This is a genomic window from Aquitalea pelogenes (assembly GCF_041914625.1).
GTDB lineage: Bacteria > Pseudomonadota > Gammaproteobacteria > Burkholderiales > Chromobacteriaceae > Aquitalea > Aquitalea pelogenes.
On sequence record NZ_JAYSDA010000003.1, the window covers coordinates 138612 to 159901 of the forward strand.

Consider the following 21290-nt stretch of genomic DNA (forward strand, 5'->3'; position numbering starts at 1 on the left):
TGTCATTTTTCCGTTCAGCGTTCTGCAGCAAGAGTTTGCTGAATAATGGCCTGAACCGCCATGTGCTGCAATTTACGGCGGTTGGTAATGGCGTAATAGTGTTCTTCCACTCCACTGACTTGCCCCAGCAGGCCCAGCTTGCCGTTTCCGGTAATGTCATCAGCAGAAAATGCCGGTGCAGGAAACAGGCCCGCGCCTTGTTCACCAAAGGTTTGCAACAACGCGCCATCCTTGAATTCCCCCACGATTTCCGGCCGTATGCCCAGCTCGTCCAGCCAATGCTCCAGTTGTGCCCGCAGCACATTGTCACGGCTGGGGAGCAGCAAGGGCGCGCGGTGCAGGCTGTACGGGAAGTCCGCCTGGTAGCGCGCGGCCAGCTCTGGCGTGGCGTAGATCATCACCGGGCAGCGTGCCAGCAAATGCGATTGCATGGCTTGCTGTCCGGCTGCCGGGGCAGGGCGGTCGGCCAGTACCAGATCCAGGCTATGGCTGGCCAGCTCATGCAGCAATTGATCGAACGCACCTTCGGTACATTGCAGCCGCAAGCGCTGCGGCAAGGCCAGCGCCGGTTGGAGCAGGCGATAGGCAATGCTTTTGGGGAGCACATCGCTGACTCCGCTGCTCAGGCGCAGGGTGTTGTCCAGTTGTTCGTCAGCCAGCAGCTCCTGCAACTCCTCGCCCAGCTGGAAGATGCGGTCAGCATAGGTCAGTGCCATGCGCCCTGCCTCGGTCAGCACCAGGCCACGTCCTTGCTGCTTGAACAGGGCGCGGCCGATTTGCTGCTCCAGCCGGGAAATCTGGCCGCTTACCGTCTGGGCGCTCATGCCCAGTTGCTGGGCGGCGGCAGTCACACTGCCGGCGCGCGCCACGGCCCAGAAGTAATGCAAATGCTTGTAGTTGAGATGGCTGAGCATGATGATTCGAAAAAATCGTAAGAACATTACTATTTTATTTGATTTTTTCGTGGCGAAGAAACATCTATCATGCAGCATCTGAATGTCGTGGCCACGTAAGGGATACGGGCCATCAACCAACCACCACCGAGGGGATAGATCATGAAACGCGTGATTCTGCTGATCGCCACCAATATTGCGGTGATGCTGGTGCTGAGCATCGCCGCCCAGTTACTGGGTATCAACCGCTTCATCACCGCTGGCGGCCTGAACATGGGCAGCCTGCTGGCCTTTGCCGCCCTGATGGGCTTTGGCGGTGCCTTCATTTCGCTGTGGATGTCCAAGACCATGGCCAAGTGGAGCACCGGTGCCCGTGTGATTGAGCAGCCGGCTAACGAAACCGAGCGCTGGCTGCTGTTTACCGTGCGCAAGCTGGCTGACCGTGCCGGCCTGCCGATGCCGGAAGTCGCCGTGTATGAGGGCGAGCCGAATGCCTTTGCCACCGGTGCCAGCAAGTCCAATTCGCTGGTGGCGGTGTCCACCGGCTTGCTGGCCTCCATGACCGAGCAGGAAGTGGAAGCCGTATTGGCCCATGAAATTGCCCATATCCAGAATGGCGACATGGTGACGCTGACCCTGATCCAGGGCGTGGTGAATACCTTTGTCTTCTTCCTGGCCCGTGTGGTGGGCTATGTGGTGGACAACTTCCTGCGCCGCAATGATGAGGAGTCGTCCAGCGGTACCGGTATCGGCTACTTCATTACGGTTATCGTGTGTGAAATCGTGTTCGGCATCCTGGCCTCTTTCATCGTGATGTACTTCTCGCGTCAGCGTGAATACCGTGCCGATGCTGGTGCGGCCAAGCTGCTGGGCAGCCCGCAGCCGATGATTGCCGCGCTGCACCGTCTGGGTGGCGTGCATGCTGGTGAACTGCCGCAGAACATGGCCGCGTCCGGTATTTCCGGTGGCGCGGGCCTGATGGGGCTGATGTCCAGCCACCCGTCGCTGGAGTCGCGCATCGCTGCCTTGCAGGCTGCGCGCTGACTCATCCGGGCGGTTTCAGGAGTGAACGATGAGCAGGCCCGGCCTGCTCATCTGCGTTTTATCCGGTCACCTGCCGTCATGGCAGTGAACCAAAAGGAAAGATGAAAACAATGGAATGGCTGAATCTGCTGTTTGCCGGTACGCCCTTGTGGATGTGGCTGATGTTCATGGGCATCGTTGCGGCCTTGCTGGTATTTGACCTGGGCGTGCTCAACAAGGACGACCACGAAATCGGGGTGCGTGAAAGCCTGAAGCTGTCGGCCTTTTACATTGCCATCGGGCTGGCGTTTGGTGGCTGGGTGTGGTGGTATCGCGGTGGCGATGCCGGCATGCAGTACCTCACCGGTTATCTGGTGGAAAAATCGCTGTCGATGGACAACATCTTCGTGATGTCGCTGATTTTCAGCGGCATGGCGGTGCCGCGCCTGTATCAGCACCGGGTGTTGTTCTGGGGCATTCTGGGCGTCATCGTGTTGCGTGCGCTGATGATAGGCCTGGGGGCGGTACTTGTGGCCGAATTCAAGTGGGTGCTGGTGCTGTTCGGCCTGTTCCTGTTGCTGACCGGGGTCAAGATGCTGTTCAGCCAGGAGGAAAGCCATCCTTCGCTGGATGACAACAAGCTGTATCAGTGGCTGCGCCGTCACCTGCGCCTGACACCCACCTTGCATGGCCATCATTTTCTGGTGCGTGGCGAGCAGCACGGGCTGAGCCGCGGCTGGTGGGCGACCCCCTTGCTGCTGACGCTGCTGCTGGTGGAAAGTGCCGATCTGGTATTTGCGGTGGACAGCATTCCGGCCATCTTTGCCATCACCCAGGACCCCTTCCTGGTGTACACCTCCAACATCTTTGCCATCCTCGGCCTGCGCGCGCTGTACTTTGCCCTGTCGGCCATGGTGCACCGCTTTGAATACCTCAAGTATTCGCTGGCCGTGGTGCTGGTATTCATCGGGGTGAAAGTGGGGCTGGTGTATCTCAACGATATCCAGCTGGTGCAGTTCCATATCCCGACTGGCGTGTCGCTGGTGGTGACACTGGGCCTGCTGGCAGGTGGCGTGCTGTATTCGCTGTACAAGACACGTAATGAGTCGGGCGACAATCTGTCCTGAGGCTGATCTGCCGGTTTAATACCTGTTCTGCTGCTGGTCTGGCCGGGCTGTCCCTTTGGGGCCGCCCGGCTTTTTGCTTGTCGCCGGCCGGCTTTGCCGCTAGCATGAGTTTTCTTCGGGAGATGGCATTCCTCCCGCCTGTTGGCTGCTTCCTGCCCGGAAGTCGCGGCAGCGAACCGCCCGTCCGGGCTGATGATGCCTGCAGGTATCCCGTGCCGGGAGCTGCAGGTGCGTCAGTATGTTCCGGCATTGGGGGTGATTTCGTGTCCTCATTCAGAAGAATTCCATGTCTGCCATTTCCCGTTCCGAAACCCTTGCCATGCTGCCGCGCATGAGCAAGCTGCTGTTACTGGCCTGCCTGGTTGCCCTGTTGGCCGGTTCTGCTTCTGCCTTCTTTCTGCACAGCCTGGTGTGGGCCACGTCCTTGCGCGTAAGCCAGCCCTGGTTGTTGTTTCTGCTGCCGCTGGCCGGTTTTGCCGTGGGCTGGGTCTACCTGCGCTACGGCCGACAGGTGGAAGCCGGCAATAATCTGCTGATCGATGAAATCCACGACCCCACCCGCATCGTGCCCCTGCGCATGGTGCCGCTGGTGCTGTGGGGCACCGTGATGTCCCACCTGTTTGGCGCATCGGTCGGGCGCGAAGGCACCGCCGTGCAAATGGGCGGGGCGCTGGCCGATCAGGTCACCCATTTGCTGCGACTGGGCAATGCCGACCGGCGCATCCTGCTGATGTGCGGGATTGCCGCCGGGTTTGCCTCGGTATTCGGTACTCCGCTGGCCGGGGCGGTGTTTGCGCTGGAGGTGCTGGCCATTGGCCGCATGCGCTATGACGCGCTGTTTCCCAGCCTGCTGGCGGCCATCGTGGCCGATCAGGTGGGTCTGGCCTGGGGCGTGCAGCACACCCATTACGCCATCAGCCAGTTTCCCGTGCTCAGTGCCTGGACCTTGCTGGCCACGCTGGTGGCCGGGGCGCTGTTTGGCCTGGTTGGCAAACTGTTTGCCAACAGCACCCATGCCTTGTCGGCACTGATTAAGCGCCATGTGTCCTATGCGCCCTTGCGGCCCTTGCTGGGGGGCGTGTTGCTGGTGGCCATTGTCTGGCCCAGCGGTGCCGAGCGCTTTATCGGGCTGGGTATTCCCACCATTGTGGATGCCTTCACCCAGCCGCTGCCTGCCTATGACTTTGCCGCCAAGCTGGGGCTGACCGTACTGTCACTTGCCAGCGGCTTCAAGGGCGGGGAAGTTACGCCGCTGTTTTTCATCGGCGCCACGCTGGGCAATGCCCTGTCGCCGCTATTGCACCTGCCGTTCTCCCTGCTGGCCGGGCTGGGCTTTGTCGCGGTATTTGCCGGGGCAGCCAACACGCCATTGGCTTCCACTATCATGGCGATGGAGCTGTTTGGCAGTGAGGTGAGCATCTACGCCGCGCTGGCCTGCGTGGCCAGTTATTATTTTTCAGGCCATAGCGGCATTTACCGCTCACAGCGTATTGCCCATGGCAAGCACCGGCCTTTTCCGCGTGGCTTGCGCCTGAGCGAGCTGGCTGCCTGGCGGCGTCGCCAGGAGTGAATGAAGCTGCTGTAAATGCAGGTTTTTTCTGACGGTCTGACTGTCCTGCAAGGCAGTAAATTTCATGGGTGAAATTAAATGTTCATCCATGGAATTATTTTGACCGCGGGATAGGTGACTGGTTTGATGGAGCCAATACTCTAGTCAAGGAGTTTGGCCCCATGCAGTGCTATCAGAATTTCATCAACAACCGCTTTGTCCAGCCCGAGAGCGATGTCGGTTTCATCGTGGCGGACCCTGCCACCGGACAGCCTTGTGCGCAGGTGTCCGCTGCCACCACTGCCGAAGCGCTGTCGGCAGTCGAGGCGGCAACGGCAGCACAAAAAGGCTGGGCAGCCTTGCCTGCCTGTGAGCGCGCACAGTATTTGCACAAACTGGCAGCGGCACTACAGGCGCGTTCACCGCAGATTGGTGCCGCACTGGCGGATGAGTCTGGCAAGAGCCTGAGTGATGCCATGGCCGAAGCTGGCTATGCGGCTGAAATCACCCGCTTTCACGCCGAATGGGCCAGACGTATCGAAGGGGAGGTCATCCCCAGCGACAACCCGCAGGAAAACCTGCTGCTGATGCGCGAGGCCATTGGCGTGGTGGTCTGCCTCATTCCGTTCAACTTCCCTGTCTACACCTTGCTGCGCAAGATTGCGCCAGCACTGATTACCGGCAATACCGTGGTGGTGCGGCCCAGCAACAACACGCCGTGCTCGGCTTTTGAAATTGCCCAGGCGGTGCTGGATGCCGGCCTGCCTGCCGGGGTGGTGAATATCCTGACCATGAGCCATGTGGTGGCCGAAGCGGTGTGCACGCATCCGCGTGTGGGCATGATCACCCTCACCGGCAGCGTCGGGGCCGGCCGCAAGGTGCTGGAATATTCCCAGGTGAATATTGCCAGATCATCGCTGGAATTGGGTGGCAAGACCCCGGCCATCATCGAGCCGGATGCCAGGCTGGTGCAGGCTGCCAATGACATCGTGGCATCCGCCCTCAGCCACTGCGGCCAGCTGTGTACCTCGGTGGAGCGGGTGTATGTGCAGGAAAGCGTGTACGACGATTTTGTGCGCTTGCTCAAGGAGCGCTTTGCGGCACGCCAGTACGGCAATCGGGCCCGGCATCCCAACTACATGGGGCCGCTGGTGAATGCGACCACCCGGCTCAATATCCACCAGATGGTCGAGCGGGCTGTCGATGATGGCGCGGTGCTGGAAACCGGCGGTTTCATTCCGCAAGGCCCTGGCTTTTTTTACCCGCCTACCTTGCTCACCGGCTGCCGTCAGGACATGGAAATCGTGCAGGAAGAAATTTTCGGCCCCGTGCTGTGTGTCCTCAAATACAGCACGGCAGAAGAGGCCTTGCAGCTGGCCAACGACCACCAGTTTGGCCTGGCCTCGGTGCTGTTCACCGAAAACTACCGCACCGCCATGCGTTTTGCCAACCATATCGAAGCGGGCGAGCTGTATGTCAACCGCACCCCGGCCGACCCCTACCAGGGCTATCACGCCGGCTGGAAACGCTCCGGTCTGGGGGGCGATGACGGCAAGCACGGCATGCTGGAGTTCACCCAGACGCGGCTGGTCGTCCTGAAATACTGAGCTTCCTCCCGGTCATTCATCCGGAATCACAACAAGTCTGCACACGACAGGATGGCCAACGCATAAGGCCAGCCACAAATCCTGCGGTGCAGCAGGAGACACCATCAAGATGAAACATGCTGACACCATGGTTGCAGCGTCGCCGCTGCATGCCCGCAATCGTTTGCGCTTTTTCCAGTTCGGCCTGCTGCTGCTGGCCGCTGGTGCCATCTATCCGCTGCTGTACCTGCGGCAGAATTTTGAAACCACCATCCTGCAAAGCTTCCACATCAGCAGCAGCGATCTGGGCGTGTTTTATTCCATGCTGGGCGTAGTGTACGCCGTCAGCTACTTGCCCAGCGGCTGGCTGGCAGACCGCTTCCCGCCACGTTTGCTGATTTCCTTTTCCTTGTCTGTTGTGGGTGGTCTGGGGCTGTGGTTTGCCACCTTTCCGGCCTATCAGGCTTTGGAAATCATCTTTGTCGGCTGGGGGCTGGCTGCCGGGCTGACCTTCTGGGCGGCACTGCTCAAGGGGGTGAAGATGCTGGCCGCAGCCAATGAGCAAGGGCGTTTCTTTGGCATTCTGGATGGCGGCCGCGGCCTGGTCGAGGCGGTGCTGGCCTCCATTGCGCTGGCCATCTTTGCCTTTCATGTCGAGCAGGGCGACGAGGCAAAGCTGGCATTGCGGCAGGTGATTTATCTGTATTCCTTTACCTGCCTGGCCATTGCCGTGCTGATTCTGCTGTTTCTGGACAAGGGCGTGGCGGAGCGCGACAGCGGGGCGGCACGCCAGAGCAGTGTGCTGGCTGATTTGCGGCTGCTGCTGGGCATCCCGCAAGTCTGGCTGCTGGCTGTCATCATTTTCTGTGGTTATCAGCTGTTCTGGGCCACCTATTCCTTTTCGGCCTACTTGCAGCAGGGCTATGGCATGAGCGCGGTGGCGGCCGGTTTCATTACCGTCACCAAATTGTGGATGCGTCCCATCGGCGGGATTGGCGGCGGTTTTCTGGGCGACCGTTTTTCCAAGGAGGGCGTTCTGGGGCTGTGCATGCTGTTTGCCTCGCTCAGCCTGTGTGGCCTGATCTTTTTCCCTGGCAGTGGCGGAATGTATTTCCTGCTGGCGCTGGTGCTGCTGATCGGCGTGCTCACCTATTCCATCCGCGGCTTGTACTGGTCCTTGCTGGATGCCTGCCGGGTGCCGCTATCCGTAACCGGACTGGCCATTGGCCTGATTTCGGTCATCGGCTATTTGCCGGACATTTTCCTTCCCATGATCAATACCGCGTTTGCCGCGCATTACCCCGGTATCGATGGCACCCGCTTCTATTTCGCCTATATCGCCTGCTGCGGCCTGCTGGGCACGGTTGCGGTGTTTTATTTCAAACAACTGAATAAACAAGGGGAGTCTGTGTGATGAAAATCATCTCCATGGAAACACATGTCGTGGCAGTTCCTCCGCCGCATGTTGGCGGTATGTACTGGATTTTTGTCACGCTGAAAACCGACTGCGGCATTGAAGGCGTGGGGGAGGTCTATGCCGCCACCTTCCATCCCACGGTGATGGTGCCTGCCATCAACGACGTCTTCGAGCGCTATCTGTTCAATCATGACCCGCATCAGGTGGAGCGCTTCTTCCGTGAGTGTTATTCCAGCGGTTTTACCCAGCGCCCGGACCTGACCATGATGGGCATCACCAGCGGCCTGGAAATGGCCTGCTGGGACATCATCGGCAAGGCGGCCAATCAGCCGGTTTACCAGCTGATTGGCGGCAAGGTGAATGAGCGCCTGCGCTCCTACACCTATCTCTATCCCGAAAATGCCCACGGTCAGTACGACTACGACGACCCCGACCTGGCGGCAGAGTGTGCCGCACAGTACATGCAGCAAGGCTTTACCGCACTGAAGTTTGACCCGGCCGGGCCTTATACCGTGTATTCCGGCCACCACCTGTCACTGGAGGTGATGGACCAGTGCGAATTGTTCTGCCGCAGGATTCGCGAGGCTGTCGGCAGCAAGTGCGATCTCCTGTTCGGCACCCATGGCCAGATGACGCCGGCCTCCGCCATCCGTCTGGCGAAACGGCTGGAAAAATACGACCCGCTATGGTTCGAGGAGCCGGTGCCGCCCGGTCAGGCCGACGCCATGGCGCAAGTGGCCCGCAAGACCAGCATCCCGATTGCCACCGGCGAGCGCCTGACCACCAAGTATGAATTCCATGAGCTTTTGCAAAAGGGCGCGGCTTCCATCTTGCAGATGAATCTGGGAAGGGTGGGCGGCATTCTGGAAGCCAAGAAAATTGCCGGCATGGCCGAAGCCTATTACGCCCAGATTGCCCCGCATCTGTACAACGGGCCGGTGGGTGCTGCGGCCAGCATTCAACTGGCCACCGCCACGCCAAACTTCCTGATCCAGGAAAGCATCATGACCTGGGATGGTTTCCATTCCCAGGTGCTCAAGCAGCCTATCCGCTGGGAAGACGGTTTCATCATTCCGCCTACCGAGCCTGGCCTTGGCGTGGAGCTGAACATGGACGTCGTCAAGGCGCACTCGCCCTATGTGGGTGAGCGTTTGCACCTGTTGATGGACCCCAAGCCGTTTGATGTGCGGACGCAGTCATCCGATGCCTGGAAAAACCGCTGGAACACGGATAAAAGCCTATGAGCCAACAATTCGACTTCATCATCGTGGGGGCGGGTTCTGCCGGATGCATCCTGGCCAGCCGCCTGAGCGAGTCCGGCCAGCATCGCGTGTTGTTGCTGGAAGCCGGTGGCAAGGATGATTCCTTCTGGTTCCGCCTGCCGGTGGGCTACGTCAAGAACTACTACAACCCGCAAACCAACTGGATGTATTACACCGAGCCGGAGGCAAACCTTGCCGGGCGCAAGCTGTATGCACCGCGCGGCAAGGTGCTGGGTGGTTCCGGTGTCATCAATGCCATGATTTATGTGCGCGGGCAGCCGGCAGATTTCGATGACTGGGAAGCCGCAGGTAATCCGGGCTGGGGCTATCGCGATGTGCTGCCTTACTTCAAGAAGCTGGAAAACCACCCGGCTGGTGAAACCGCATGGCGCAGCAACAAGGGGCTGATCGGTATTACGCCGATGCGGGAGCAGGCGCACCCCATCTGCCAGAACTATCTGGAAGCCTGCCAGCAGCTGGGTTTGCCGCTGAATGACGATTTCAACGCCGCCCGGTTTGAAGGGGCGGGCATTTACGAGGCAAATATCCGGCATGGCGAGCGTTCATCCAGTGCGGTGGCCTATCTGCACCCGGCCATGGGGCGGGCCAATCTCACGGTCGAAACACACTGTCAGGCCGAAGCCATCCTGTTTGACACTGCCGGGCGTGCCAACGGGGTTGCGGTCAGGCAAAACGGGGTGGCACGCCGCTTTTTTGCCAGCAAGGAAGTGATTGTCGCGGCCGGTGCGGTGGATTCACCCAAGCTGCTGCAATTGTCCGGCATTGGCGATGCCGCCTTGCTGCAAGAACTGGGCATTCCACTGCGCCGGCACCTGCCAGCGGTGGGGCAGAATCTGCAAGACCACCTGTGCGTGTCCTTTTACTACCGCGCCAATTGCAAGACGCTGAATGATGAATTGGGCAGCCTGTGGGGGCAGGGGATGGCGGCGCTGCGCTATGGCCTTACCCGCAAGGGGCCATTGGCGCTGAGTGTGAATCAGGCCGGGGGCTTTTTCCGTGGCAGTGAAGAGGAGGAGCGGCCGAATCTGCAACTGTATTTCAATCCGCTGTCCTACAGCATTCCCAAGGATGCCAGGGCGGCACTCAAGCCGGAACCTTACTCGGGCTTTCTGGCGTGCTTCAATCCCTGCCGACCCAGCAGCCGGGGTTCGGTTGCCATCAGCAGTGCCGACCCGGCGCGGCCTGCCAGCATCCGCCCCAATTACCTGTCTACCGAAAAGGACCGGCGCGAAGCCGTGCAGGGCAGCCGTTTCATCCGTCGCCTGATGCAGGCGGAGGCCTTGCGCCGCATTACGGTGGAGGAGGTTTCTCCGGCAGGCAGGGTGGACGACGACGACAGCATGCTGCGCTTCTTCCGCGAGGAGTCCGGTTCCATCTATCATCTGTGCGGCAGCTGTGCGATGGGGCCGGATCCGGCCAGTGCTGTTGTCTCCCACCGGCTGCAAGTGCATGGCGTTGCCGGGCTGCGGGTGGTGGATGCCTCCATCTTCCCCAATATCACCTCCGGCAATACCAATGCACCGGTGATGATGGTGGCGGAAAAGGCGGCCGAGATGATTTTGCAGGACTGGCACTGAGCCGCTCAGCATCAGCATTGTTATCAACCAGGCCCTGCGCAGGCAGTCACCGCCGACAGCGCAGGGCTTTGTCACAGGAACGCATCTTGCCCGCGCGACCAACCGCCCCCGCTGTCGATGGCTCCATTGCCATTTTGCAATTGCTGGTGAATGCCTCCTATCCGCTGACCCAGGCCGAGATCAGTGCGCAAACCGGCATTCCGGCCGCCAGCTGTTACCGTATTCTGGGCAGCCTGTTACAGGCCCAGCTGGTGGTGATGGACCCGGGGCGCAAGAAGTCCTACGCCATCGGCTCCAGGATTTTCCAGATGGCCTCCTCCATTTATGGCCGGCAAAGCATCATTCCCTATTTCCACCCGATTGCCGAAATCCTCAAGAACGAAGTACACAAAACGGTGCTGCTGAGCATTCCGGTGGGTAATACCGTGGTAGTAGTGGCCAAGCTGGAGTCCGCACTCGGCCATCGCTTTCACGCTTATATCGGCCAGACCTTGCCCTTGCACCGTGCTGCTGCTGGCAAGGCCATTCTCAGCCTGCGCAGCAAGGATTATCTGCAAGCGTATCTGGATGGCGAATACCTGCTTGCACCACCGGAGCTGCGCACCCAGCTGGAGCGCGCCCAGCGCCTGGGTTATGCCGTGACGCATGATGAAATCGAAAGTGGCGTCAGCTGTCTGGCTGCTCCAGTGGTGAACCTGAGCCATGAGCCGATTGCCGCCATCAGCATTTGCGTTGCCAGCAATGAACTGAGCGAGCAGGCCAGCCGCAGTTATTCCAGCCCCCTGATCCAGGCGGCGCGCCAGCTGGCCGCGCGCATAGGCTGAGCCACCGGCTGGCCAGATTTTGCATTTTGCCTTGCCTTGGGGTTCCCAGCGGGTGCAGCCTGGCATCCCGGATGCTATGCTCATCCGACCTGCTGATGATGTGCAGTGTGCTGTCGGAAAAACGGCACGATAGCCAGGCGCCGCGTGACTGCTTGCCGCAGTGCGGCACATTGCAGACCGCCCACTTTAACTGTGGGCGGTTTTCTGTTTGCAGCGGCATGCGTGCGGAATGCTGAACAAAGCAGCGTAGCTGTCGATTGATGGCAAGTCAGGGCTGGGTTTGTCATGGATAATGACATTGTTTTGAAATGGCGTGGCAAGGGGTGGCATGGCAATGGAAGGCGTGATGGTGGTGGAGCGTAGCTGGCGCAGCATGCTGCGGGCGGTGGCCAGCCTGTTGCTGGCCTATGCCTTGCTGGTGGTGGGCAATGCGCTGGGCAATACCGAAACCTCGCTCAGCCTGCTGGCCAATGGCGTGCCGGTGGCCGTGGCGGGCATGGTGCAGTCGGCCTACTATGCCGGTTTTTTCATTGGCGGTTTCTTTTGCAGCGGCATGATCCGCCAGTATGGCCATCACCGTGCCTTTGCCGCGCTTACCGCCATGATCTGCGTGCTGACCCTGTGTCAGGCCCTGTTTACTTCTCCCTGGCTATGGCTGCTGGCGCGACTGGGGAATGGCCTGGCCATGGTGGGCATCTACATGGTGGTGGAAAGCTGGCTCAACGGCTGTGTGAGCAACAGCCAGCGTGGCCAGCTGTTTTCCCTGTACCTGATCATCAGCTATCTGGGCGCCAGTGCCGGGCAGTGGCTGCTCAAGCTGCCGTTCAGCCAGCCTGGCTGGGCCTTCATCATTGTGGCCATGCTGTTTTCGCTGGCCATCATTCCGGTCACGCTTACCGGGCAACGGCCGCAGGCCTTGTCGGCACCGGCTGCTGGCAATGTGCTGGCACGGGCGCTGCGTACCTTGCGTCTGCTGGGGCGGCGTGCACCGCTCAGCCTCGTGGGTGCGCTGTTGGCTGGCTGTTTCAACAGTGCTTTTTACACCATGATGCCCGCCATGCTCAGCCAGCTGGGCAGGTCGGCGGCTGATATCGCCGGTTTCATGGGCATGGCCTTGCTGGCCGCACCGCTGTTGCAATGGCCGATGGGCAAATGGGCGGACAGCAGCGACCGTGCCCAGTTGCTGGCCTACTCGGCACTGGTGGTGGCGGTGTTGTCGCTGGTGTTGATCCTGCTGACAGGGTCGGGCTGGATGCTGCCGCTGGTGATGGTGTACGTGGCGATTGCCTTTACCTTCTACGGCACGCTCAGCGGCATTGCCAACGATGCCATGCCGCCACGCCACCGGGTGGAAATCAGCGCGTCCTTGCTGATGGTGTATGCGCTGGGTGGCACGCTGGGGCCCTTGCTGTGTTCGGCGGTGATGGCATCCGTCGGGCCTTCCGGTTATTTCGTGGTGTCGCTGGGTCTGGCAGCCTTGCTGGGCTTGTATGCGCAGTGGACGGTCAAGCGCTGGCCCTTGCCCAGCCTGCTGCCGCCGCGCTGAGCGACGGTTTGTCACCTGCCTGATTGATCATGCGGTTTTTCCTCTGGCGAAAGCACCATTCCATGACGGTGAAAATCTTCCGCGGCAGTGTCGTGCTGGCGCTTCTTGGCTTGCTGGTGTCGTGGGCGGTGCATGCCGCCAATGCCGATGCCTTGTGGAATATCGTGCATCAGCAATGCGTGCCGCATTGGCAGCAGACGCAGGACCCGGCCCCGTGCGCCGCGCTGGACATGTCACAGGGTGAGCCGCAAGGGCATGCCATCCTCAAGGACATCCACGGTGTTTTGCAATATCTGCTGATTCCCACCGCGCGGGTCAGCGGTATTGAAAGCCCGCTGCTATGGCAGGCGGATGCACCCGACTACTGGGCTGCCGCCTGGCAGGCAAGGCAGTGGATGGAGCGGTTGCATGGCAGTGTGCTGCCGCGCGAGGCGGTGGCCCTGACGGTGAACTCGCAATGGGGTCGCAGCCAGAACCAGCTGCACATTCATGTTTCCTGCGTCCGGCCAGAGCTACCCGCCCGTTTGCAGCAGGCAGGCATCGGGCTGCAGTGGCAGCCGCTGGCGGACGGCATCAACGGCCATGCCTATCTGGCGCGTGCAGTGCCGGGTGAAACACTGGATGGCGTGCAGCCATTCCGTTTGCTGGCCGATGAGGTGGCCGGTGCCAGCGGGCAGATGGGCAGCTACACGCTGGCGGTGATTGCTACCCGCCTCGCCGACGGGCCGGGTTTCTGGTTACTGGCCAGCAAGGCGGATGTGCTGGCCGGCAACTTTGCTTCTTCCGAGGGGGATGTGCAGGACCATGACTGCCAGGTACTGTCGCCTCAGCCAGTCAGGCCATGATGGCGGGGGCCGGACAGTGCCCAGGCGCAGATGCCGGTGAGGCTGCACGCTGCCCCGGCCAGCACCACGCCCATCCAGCCCCAGTGGCCATAGGCCCAGGCTGAAACCAGCGAACCTGCTGCACCGCCAATGAAATAGCTGGTCATGTAGGCTGAAGTCAGCCGGTTACGCGCTTCTGGCCGGATGCGGTAAATCGCCCCCTGATTGCTGACATGGCAGCCCGCCACCCCCAGGTCCAGCAGCAGGATGCCCAGCAGCAGGGCGGTAATCGAATGCGGTGCCAGCGCCAGCGGCAGCCAGGCCAGCAACATCAGGCCCAGGCTGAGCCGGGAAGCCAGCGCGCCACGGCCCTGGTCACTCAGCCGTCCCACGATATTGGCCGACAAGGCCCCGGCGGCCCCGGCCAGGCCGAACAGACCGATGGTGCTGTTGGAAAAGCCGAATGGGGGCGCAGACAGCAAGAAGGCGACCGAAGTCCACATCACGCTGAAGGTGGCAAAGGACATGGCACCCAGCAGGCCGCGCAGGCGCAGACTGGGTTCTTCCGCAAACAGGCGCAGTACCGACTGCAGCAGCTGTCCATAGCGCAAGCCCGGTGTGGCAGGCGTGTGCGGCAGCTGACGGGACAGCACCAGCGTCATCAGCAGCATGCCGCCGGTGCCGCACCAGTACACGGTGTGCCAGCCGCCCAGGTCGGCCAGGCTGCCTGCCACGGTGCGGGCCAGCAAAATGCCGGTCAGCAGGCCACTCATGATGGTACCCACCACCCGGCCACGCTCGGCTTCACTGGCCAGGCTGGCACCCAGTGGCAGCAGGATTTGCGCCACCACGGAACACACGCCAGCAATGGCCGTGCCCAGCAACAGCTGGCTGATGCTGCCTGCCGTGGCGCTGATCAACAGGCCGCAACTGGCCAGCAACATCATCACCAGAATCAGCCGTCGCCGCTCCAGCATGTCGCCCAGCGGCACAATCAGCAGCAAGCCCAGCGCATAGCCCAGCTGCGCCGTGGTGATGATGCTGCCGGCACTGGCAGCGCGGATGCCCAGTTCGCGGCTGATTTCCGGCAGCAAGGGCTGGGCGTAATAATTACCGGCCACGGCAAGACCGGTGGCTACCGTCATCAGCCACATCAGCAGCGGGCTGAGCCCGCCATGTTCATGGCCGGGGTGGGGGAGGGTGTGGGTGGTTTGCATGTGTTGGCTTTCGGTGTGACTGCGCAGGGTGTTGTCAGAGCCGCTAACAAAACCCCTGCTGCTGCGTTGCGCCGCCTTGCCGTACCCTTGTACTGTCGGCGTCGGCAGGCCTTGCCCCAGGGACGCTACGCTGTTTTGTCAGCGGCAATTAATGCATGCCGGGGCAGTATCTACTGGCCTAAAGAATGACTCCAATGTATTGTTTTCATGTTTTTCATCGTGAAACGAGATGGATTGAATGAACTTGCGCCAGATTGATTACGTGCTGGCGGTGGCCGAAGAGGAAAACTTCACCCGTGCCGCCGAGCGCTGTCATACCGTGCAATCGGCGCTGAGCCACCAGATTGCCCGGCTGGAACAGGAGTTCGGTGCCCGGCTGTTCGAACGGACCTCGCGCCAGGTCACGCTCACTCCTGCCGGGCAGACTTTCGTCAGGCATGCGCGTCAGGTGCGGGAAGCGGCGCAAAGGCTGGAAGACGAAATGGCGGCCGCTACCGGAGAAATCCGCGGCAGCCTGCGCATTGGCAGTATCTCCACGCTTGGCCGGCTGGATTTGCCCGCCTTGCTGGCGGAGTACCACCACCGTCATCCGCAGGTGGATGTGCAGCTGGCCATGCGCATGAGCGATGTGATGATGGAAGAACTGCGCGTGCAGCAGATCGACGTCGCCTTTCTTGGCGTATGGCCGGGGGAGCCGGTGCTGGGGCTGGATGCCCGTTTGCTGTGGGAGGAGCCCTTGCTGGCCTTGCTGCGTCCGGACCACCCGCTGGCTACCTTGCCACAGCTGGATTTGCAGCAGCTGGCTGGCTGCACGCTGGTGGACTGGCCGGCAGGTAGCGGGCCGCGCCTGCAAACCGACATGGCTTTTGCTGCGCAGGGTATACGCAGGCGGGTGGCGTTCGAGGTGAACCATGCCGACATGCTGATCAGCCTGGTGCAATCATTGGGTGCCGTGGCCATGGTGCCCGCGCTGGGGGCTGGCGAACATGCCGCTCTGGTGGCACGGCCGGTGCGCGACGGCCCGCGGCGCCGGGTGTATCTGGCCAGTCATGACAGCCCCACCCCTGCGGCGGCAGCCTTCCTGAATCTGCTGGCACGCTATCTGCCGCCAGACCCGGACGGAACAAGCGCATGAAAAATGCAGCCCGCCGACGGAGGCCAGCATGAGCGGCAGTGTTTTCGCCCTGCTGATGCTGGCAGCCTGCCTGCATGCCAGCTGGAATACCCTGATCAAGGCCGCAACCTCGGCCTGGTTCGGCACCGTGCTGGTGGCGGGCTTTGCCAGCCTGCTGGCCTTGTGCGCCCTGCCATTCCTGCCTGCACCCGCCGTGGGCAGCTGGCCGTGCATTGCCGCTTCGGTCTTGTTGCAGTTGCTGTATTTGTGGCTGATCGCCCGCAGTTACGGCCAGGCTGAGCTGGGCCTGGTATACCCGGTGATGCGCGGTACTGCGCCCTTGCTGGTGGCGCTGTGCAATGTCGCGCTACTGGGTGAACAGCTCAGCGCGATGGCCGTGGCCGGTATCGGCGTACTGTGCGCCGGTTTGCTGGGCATGGCCTGTTCGGTGCCGCGTGGGCGGCGTAATGGGGTGGGGCTGGCCTTGCTCAATGCACTGGTGATTGCCGGTTACACCCTGGTGGATGGCGTGGGCGTGCGGCTGTCCGCGACACCGGCCAGTTATACCTTGTGGATTTTCCTGCTGTGCGGCTTGCCCTTGCCGCTGTGGGCTGCGCTGCGGCAACCGGCAGCACTGGCTGCGGCCTTGCGGCGCGACTGGTGGCGTGGCCTGCTGGGCGGGCTGGGCACCATCAGCTCCTATGGCCTTGCCTTGTGGGCCATGACCCAGGCACCGCTTGCCGTGGTGGCAGCGTTGCGGGAAACCTCCATCCTGTTCGGCCTGTTGCTGGCGCGGCTGGTGCTGGGCGAACACACCGGGCGACTGCGCCTGCTGGCCGCGCTGGTGATGTTGTCGGGCGTTGTCCTGCTGCGGCTGGCCTGAACGGCTGGCAGGCTTCTTGCGTTGGCCAGTTGATCTGTCTTGCAGGAATGCACCGTGTCCAAGCCACCGCCTTCGCCGCCCCAGCAAGTCATCCAGTTGCGTCGTGACTACAACAGCTGGGTGGCGCGTGAATCGCTGGAAGACTACGCCCTGCGCTTTACCCCGCGCCGTTTCCGCCAGTGGTCGCTGTGGCGGGTGGCCAATACCGCGCTGGGCGGGGCTGCGTCTTTTCTGGTGCTGGAAGCCGTGGGTGCCACCATGCTGGTGCAAGCCGGGTTTTTCAATGCCTTTCTTGCCATCCTGCTGACCGGGCTGGTGATTCTGCTGGCCGGGCTGCCCATTTCCGTTTATGCCGCCCGCTACGGGGTGGATATGGATCTGCTTACCCGTGGCGCGGGTTTCGGTTATATCGGCTCTACCGTCACTTCGCTGATTTACGCTTCCTTCACATTCATTTTCTTTGCACTGGAAGCGGCCATCATGGCCTATGCGCTGGAACTGGGTTTCGGTATTCCGCCGGTAGCCGGTTACCTGCTGTGTGCCTTGCTGGTGCTGCCGCTGGTTACCCACGGCGTCACGGCCATCAGCCGCCTGCAAAGCTGGACCCAACCCCTGTGGCTGTTGCTGCTGATATTGCCTTATGCCTGTTTGCTGTGGCAGGAACCCGAAGCCCTGCAAGGCCTGTGGCATTACCCTGGTGCGCAGGGCACAGGCATGCAGTTTGATTTGCGCCGTTTTGGTGCGGCCTTTGCCGTGGGCATTGCGCTGATCACCCAGATGGGCGAGCAGGCCGACTACCTGCGCTTCATGCCGCCGCGCACTGCCGGCAATGCCCGCAGCTGGTGGCTGGCCTGCCTGCTGGGCGGGCCGGGCTGGGTATTGCCGGGGGTGGCCAAGATGCTGGGTGGCGCACTGCTGGCCTGGCTGGCCCTGCGCAATGCGGTGCCGCTGGCCAAGGCGGTGGACCCGAACCAGATGTATCTGATTGCCTATTCCCACGTGTTCAGCGACGGCAAGCTGGCGATTGCCGCCACCACGCTGTTTGTCATCGTGTCCCAACTGAAAATCAACGTTACCAACGCCTATGCCGGCAGCCTGGCGTGGTCCAATTTCTTTTCCCGCCTCATCCACAGCCATCCGGGGCGGGTGGTGTGGGTGGTGTTCAATACCGTGATTGCCCTGTTGCTGATGGAGCTGGAGGTATTCCAGGCACTGGGTCAGGTGCTGGCGCTGTACAGCAATATCGCCATTTCCTGGATCATGACCGTGGTGGCGGATTTGCTGATCAACAAGCCGCTGGGCCTGAGTCCGCGCGGCATCGAATTCCGCCGGGCCTATCTGTTCGACATCAATCCGGTGGGGCTGGGCACGATGACGCTGGCGTCGCTGCTGGCGGTGGCTGCCCATCTGGGGGCCTTGGGCGAGGTGGCACAGGCGCTGTCCCCGCTGGTGGCCATGTGTGCGGCACTCTTGCTCTCGCCCTTGTTTGCCTGGCTCAGTGGCGGGCGTTACTACCTGGCGCGCCGCCCCTCGGCCAGTGCGCATGCCCATCACCGCTGCGTGCTGTGCCAGCGCGAGTATGAAGCCGAGGACATCGTGGTTTGCCCGGCGTATCAGGGGCATATCTGTTCGCTGTGCTGCACGCTGGACGTACGCTGCGGCGATTTGTGCAAGCCGCAGGCCACGCTGGCGGCGCAATGGCAGGGCTTGTTGCAGCGGCTGCTGCCACGGAGCTTGCAGCCCTATCTGCAACGCGGGCTGGGGCATTACCTGTTGCTGATGGCTGGTATCAGCACCTTCTGGCTGCTGTTGCTGGGCCTGTTGTACTTCATCGCCGTGCAGGAAGGCGCGGTAGCCGGGCTGGGCGGCTTGTTGTTCCGCCTGTTTGCCGTCTTGCTGCTGGCCAGCAGCGTGCTGGCCTGGTGGATGGTGCTGACCCATAACAGCCGACAGGTGGCGCAGGAGGAATCGCGCCGCCAGACCGGCCTGCTGCAACGCGAGATCGACCTGCACCGCCAGACCGACCAGCTATTGCAGCAAGCGCGTGAGGCGGCAGAGCAAGCCAATCAGGCCAAGAGCCGCTATGTCACCACCATCAGCCACGAGCTGCGCACCCCGCTCAACAGCATTCTGGGCTATGCGCAAATCCTGCATGCCGATGCCAGCCTGCCGCCCGCGGCGCGCCAGTCGGTGGAGGTGGTGCGCAGGAGTGGCGACCACCTGCTGTCGGTGATTGAAGGCACCATGGACATCGCCCGTATTGAAAGCGGCAAGCTGACGCTGGACATGCGCCCGCTGGACTTCACCGCCTTCATGCGCCAGCTGGTGGCCATGTTCAGCCTGCAGGCGCAGCAAAAGGGGCTGGATTTCAGCTTTGTTCCGCAAGGCGAACTGCCAACGGTGGTGCGGGCGGATGAAAAGCGGCTACGGCAAATCCTGATCAATCTGCTGGGCAATGCCGTCAAGTTCACCGAGCGCGGCGAGGTCAGCCTGGGGCTGCGCTACCAGCGCGAAATGGCCACCTTTACCATTCGCGACACCGGCCCGGGCATTGCCGAGGCCGATCAGCCACGGCTGTTCGAGCCTTTCGAGCGCGGCCGCCAGTCGCAGCAGGGCGGCAGCGGGCTGGGTCTGACCATCAGCAAGATGCTGACCGACCTGATGGGCGGGGAAATCCGCCTGGACAGCACGCCGGGGCAGGGCGCGCTGTTTACCGTGCGGCTGTTCCTGCCGGCCCTGCACGGCCAGCAAGCCGAACAGGCCTTGCCACGCCAGCAGCGTACCGGCTATCTGGGGCCGCGCCGCCGTGTATTGCTGGTGGATAACGAGGCGGTGGACCGCGCCATGCTGCGCCACATGCTGCAAGCGCTGGGCTTTGAGCTGGCCGAGGCCAGCAACGGGGAGGACTGTCTGGCACTGCTGCCCGCCTTCCGCCCGCATGCGGTGTTCATGGACCTGGCCATGCCCGGCATGGATGGCTGGCAGACCTTGCGCGCCATTCGTCAGATGCAGGCAGGCATGGCGGATGCCGCCGCCCTGGCCATCATCTCGGCCAATGCCTTTGAAAAGGGGCAGGACAACGATGTCGGCATTCTGCCGGCAGATTTCTTCGTCAAGCCCATCCGCATCGACGACATTCTGGACTGGCTGGGAAGGCGCTTGCAGCTGGAATGGCAGACCGACAGCCAGCCCATGCCCGACACCGTACTGCAAGGCCTGCATGCCAGCGCTGCCAGCCTTACTCTGCCGGATGCTGCCTTGCTGCACCCGCTGCGCGAGGCGCTGGAGCTGGGTTACCCCAAGGGAGTGAAAGCGGCATTGCAGACCTTGTCCGGACAGGCGGCCGAGCATGGCGAATTCCTGCGCCGTGCCCAGAGCCTGGTGGACGCCTTCCGCTTTGATGCACTGCGCAGCTTGTTGCAGTACCAGGAAGAAACAGATTGATGGAGCAAGACTGATGGAACAGGCGGCCAACCGCAGCGCGCTGGTGCTGATCGTGGATGACATGCCGGACAACCTGCAAATGCTGCACGATGCGCTGGATGCAGCAGGCCATACCGTGCTGGTGGCCACCCATGGCGAAGCCGCCTTGCAGCGGGCCAGGCTGAGCCTGCCGGATGTGATCCTGCTGGATGCGGTGATGCCGGGTATGGACGGCTTTGAAGTGGCGCGTCGCCTGAAGCAGGATTTTGTCACCCGTGCCATTCCCATCGTGTTCATGACCGGCCTTACCGACAGCGAACACGTGGTGGCGGCCTTTGCCGCCGGCGGGGCCGACTATGTCACCAAACCGCTGCGCCCGCCGGAAGTGCTGGCACGCATTGCCGCCCACACCGCCAATGCTCGCCAGATGCAGCAGGCCAGCAGCGCGTTGGATGCCTTTGGTCAGGCCACCCTGGCTCTGAACCCGGATAGTGGACGGCTGGTATGGCAAACTGCGCTGGCCCGGCAGCTATTGCAACGCTATTTCGGTGTCGAGGATCAACAGGCACCCGAAGCACTGTGGTGCTGGGCCAGACTTGCCCGGCAGGCCAGGCTGCAAGGAGAAGAATTGCCCGGTCAATGGCCGGGCGAAGCCGGGCAGAAGCTGCTGGCTAGCTTTCATCTGACTCCCGGCGAGCCGGAATGGCTGGTGGTGCTGCGCGAAGAAGGGCTGCAAGCCACGCTGGCAGCGCTGATTGCAGCCTTCCGCCTGACCCAGCGCGAGGCCGAGGTGCTGCACTGGCTGAGCCTGGGCAAGACCAACCGTGACATTGCCGACATCCTTGGCATGAGCCCGCGCACGGTCAACAAGCATCTGGAGCATGTGTTTGCCAAGCTGGGGGTGGAAACCCGCACCTCCGCCGCCGCCATGGCGCTGGGGCGCGGGCATGCTTAAGGTCCGCTAACACCCCCCGCAGCAGGCTTCGCTACGCGGTTTGCTCAGC

General features: G+C 61.9%; 16 protein-coding genes and 1 riboswitch. Of the genes, 14 read left to right on the top strand and 2 right to left on the bottom strand.

The features are described 5' to 3' along the window. Window positions 1-14: 14 nt before the first annotated feature. Window positions 15-914, bottom strand: coding sequence for a transcriptional activator NhaR (gene nhaR / locus ACE3SE_RS03975; RefSeq protein WP_374553982.1), 900 nt, complete (start codon window positions 912-914; stop codon window positions 15-17). Window positions 915-1055: 141 nt separating this feature from the next. Here nhaR and htpX point away from each other — a divergent pair, with 141 nt between their 5' ends. The 10 genes from htpX (at window position 1056) to ACE3SE_RS04025 (ending at window position 13670) form a co-directional block, all read left to right on the top strand. Next, a complete protein-coding gene (htpX, locus tag ACE3SE_RS03980) occupies window positions 1056-1937 on the top strand; it encodes a protease HtpX (protein ID WP_062790904.1) in 882 nt (293 codons plus the stop codon). Window positions 1938-2038: 101 nt separating this feature from the next. Then, the gene (locus ACE3SE_RS03985) at window positions 2039-3043 is read left to right on the top strand and encodes a TerC family protein (RefSeq protein ID WP_374553983.1); all 1005 of its coding nucleotides are present in this window, start codon (window positions 2039-2041) and stop codon (window positions 3041-3043) included. 109 nt (window positions 3044-3152) lie between these two features. Next, window positions 3153-3252: riboswitch (Fluoride riboswitch) on the top strand. A gap of 77 nt (window positions 3253-3329) precedes the next feature. Further along, on the top strand, window positions 3330-4613 hold the full coding sequence (locus ACE3SE_RS03990; protein ID WP_374553984.1) for a voltage-gated chloride channel family protein: 1284 nt from the start codon (window positions 3330-3332) through the stop codon (window positions 4611-4613). 161 nt (window positions 4614-4774) lie between these two features. Beyond that, the gene (gene aldA / locus ACE3SE_RS03995; protein ID WP_374553985.1) at window positions 4775-6199 is read left to right on the top strand and encodes an aldehyde dehydrogenase; all 1425 of its coding nucleotides are present in this window, start codon (window positions 4775-4777) and stop codon (window positions 6197-6199) included. 109 nt (window positions 6200-6308) lie between these two features. Next, window positions 6309-7592: an MFS transporter gene (locus tag ACE3SE_RS04000; RefSeq protein ID WP_374553986.1), complete on the top strand. Its 1284-nt coding sequence runs from the start codon at window positions 6309-6311 to the stop codon at window positions 7590-7592. Continuing rightward, window positions 7592-8839 (top strand): mandelate racemase/muconate lactonizing enzyme family protein, encoded by a 1248-nt coding sequence (locus ACE3SE_RS04005; RefSeq protein ID WP_374553987.1) that lies wholly within the window; start codon window positions 7592-7594, stop codon window positions 8837-8839. Before ACE3SE_RS04000 ends, ACE3SE_RS04005 begins: the two co-directional genes overlap by 1 nt. Next, the gene (locus ACE3SE_RS04010) at window positions 8836-10455 is read left to right on the top strand and encodes a GMC family oxidoreductase (RefSeq protein WP_374553988.1); all 1620 of its coding nucleotides are present in this window, start codon (window positions 8836-8838) and stop codon (window positions 10453-10455) included. The genes ACE3SE_RS04005 and ACE3SE_RS04010 overlap by 4 nt, the downstream gene beginning before the upstream one ends. An 86-nt stretch (window positions 10456-10541) precedes the next feature. Then, complete coding sequence (locus ACE3SE_RS04015) at window positions 10542-11279, top strand: IclR family transcriptional regulator (protein ID WP_197077255.1); 738 nt, start codon at window positions 10542-10544, stop codon at window positions 11277-11279. A gap of 328 nt (window positions 11280-11607) precedes the next feature. After that, window positions 11608-12825: an MFS transporter gene (locus tag ACE3SE_RS04020; protein ID WP_374553989.1), complete on the top strand. Its 1218-nt coding sequence runs from the start codon at window positions 11608-11610 to the stop codon at window positions 12823-12825. A 62-nt stretch (window positions 12826-12887) separates the two neighbouring features. Continuing rightward, window positions 12888-13670 carry a CDP-diacylglycerol diphosphatase gene (locus tag ACE3SE_RS04025; RefSeq protein WP_374553990.1) on the top strand — a complete coding sequence of 261 codons (783 nt, stop codon included), beginning with the start codon at window positions 12888-12890 and terminating at the stop codon, window positions 13668-13670. Here the strand turns inward: ACE3SE_RS04025 and ACE3SE_RS04030 are convergent. Then, window positions 13652-14866 carry an MFS transporter gene (locus tag ACE3SE_RS04030; RefSeq protein WP_374553991.1) on the bottom strand — a complete coding sequence of 405 codons (1215 nt, stop codon included), beginning with the start codon at window positions 14864-14866 and terminating at the stop codon, window positions 13652-13654. The two genes, ACE3SE_RS04025 and ACE3SE_RS04030, sit on opposite strands and share 19 nt — an antisense overlap. Before the next feature lie 238 nt (window positions 14867-15104). Here ACE3SE_RS04030 and ACE3SE_RS04035 point away from each other — a divergent pair, with 238 nt between their 5' ends. The 4 genes from ACE3SE_RS04035 to ACE3SE_RS04050 are packed head-to-tail and all read left to right on the top strand — an operon-like array spanning window position 15105 to window position 21241. Then, window positions 15105-16001, top strand: a complete 897-nt coding sequence (locus ACE3SE_RS04035; RefSeq protein WP_374553992.1) for a LysR family transcriptional regulator — start codon at window positions 15105-15107, stop codon at window positions 15999-16001. A gap of 28 nt (window positions 16002-16029) precedes the next feature. Further along, the gene (locus ACE3SE_RS04040; protein ID WP_374553993.1) at window positions 16030-16863 is read left to right on the top strand and encodes an EamA family transporter; all 834 of its coding nucleotides are present in this window, start codon (window positions 16030-16032) and stop codon (window positions 16861-16863) included. A gap of 54 nt (window positions 16864-16917) precedes the next feature. Beyond that, window positions 16918-20307 (top strand): hybrid sensor histidine kinase/response regulator, encoded by a 3390-nt coding sequence (locus ACE3SE_RS04045; RefSeq protein WP_374553994.1) that lies wholly within the window; start codon window positions 16918-16920, stop codon window positions 20305-20307. 13 nt (window positions 20308-20320) lie between these two features. Continuing rightward, window positions 20321-21241 carry a response regulator gene (locus ACE3SE_RS04050; RefSeq protein ID WP_374553995.1) on the top strand — a complete coding sequence of 307 codons (921 nt, stop codon included), beginning with the start codon at window positions 20321-20323 and terminating at the stop codon, window positions 21239-21241. Window positions 21242-21290: the final 49 nt, after the last annotated feature.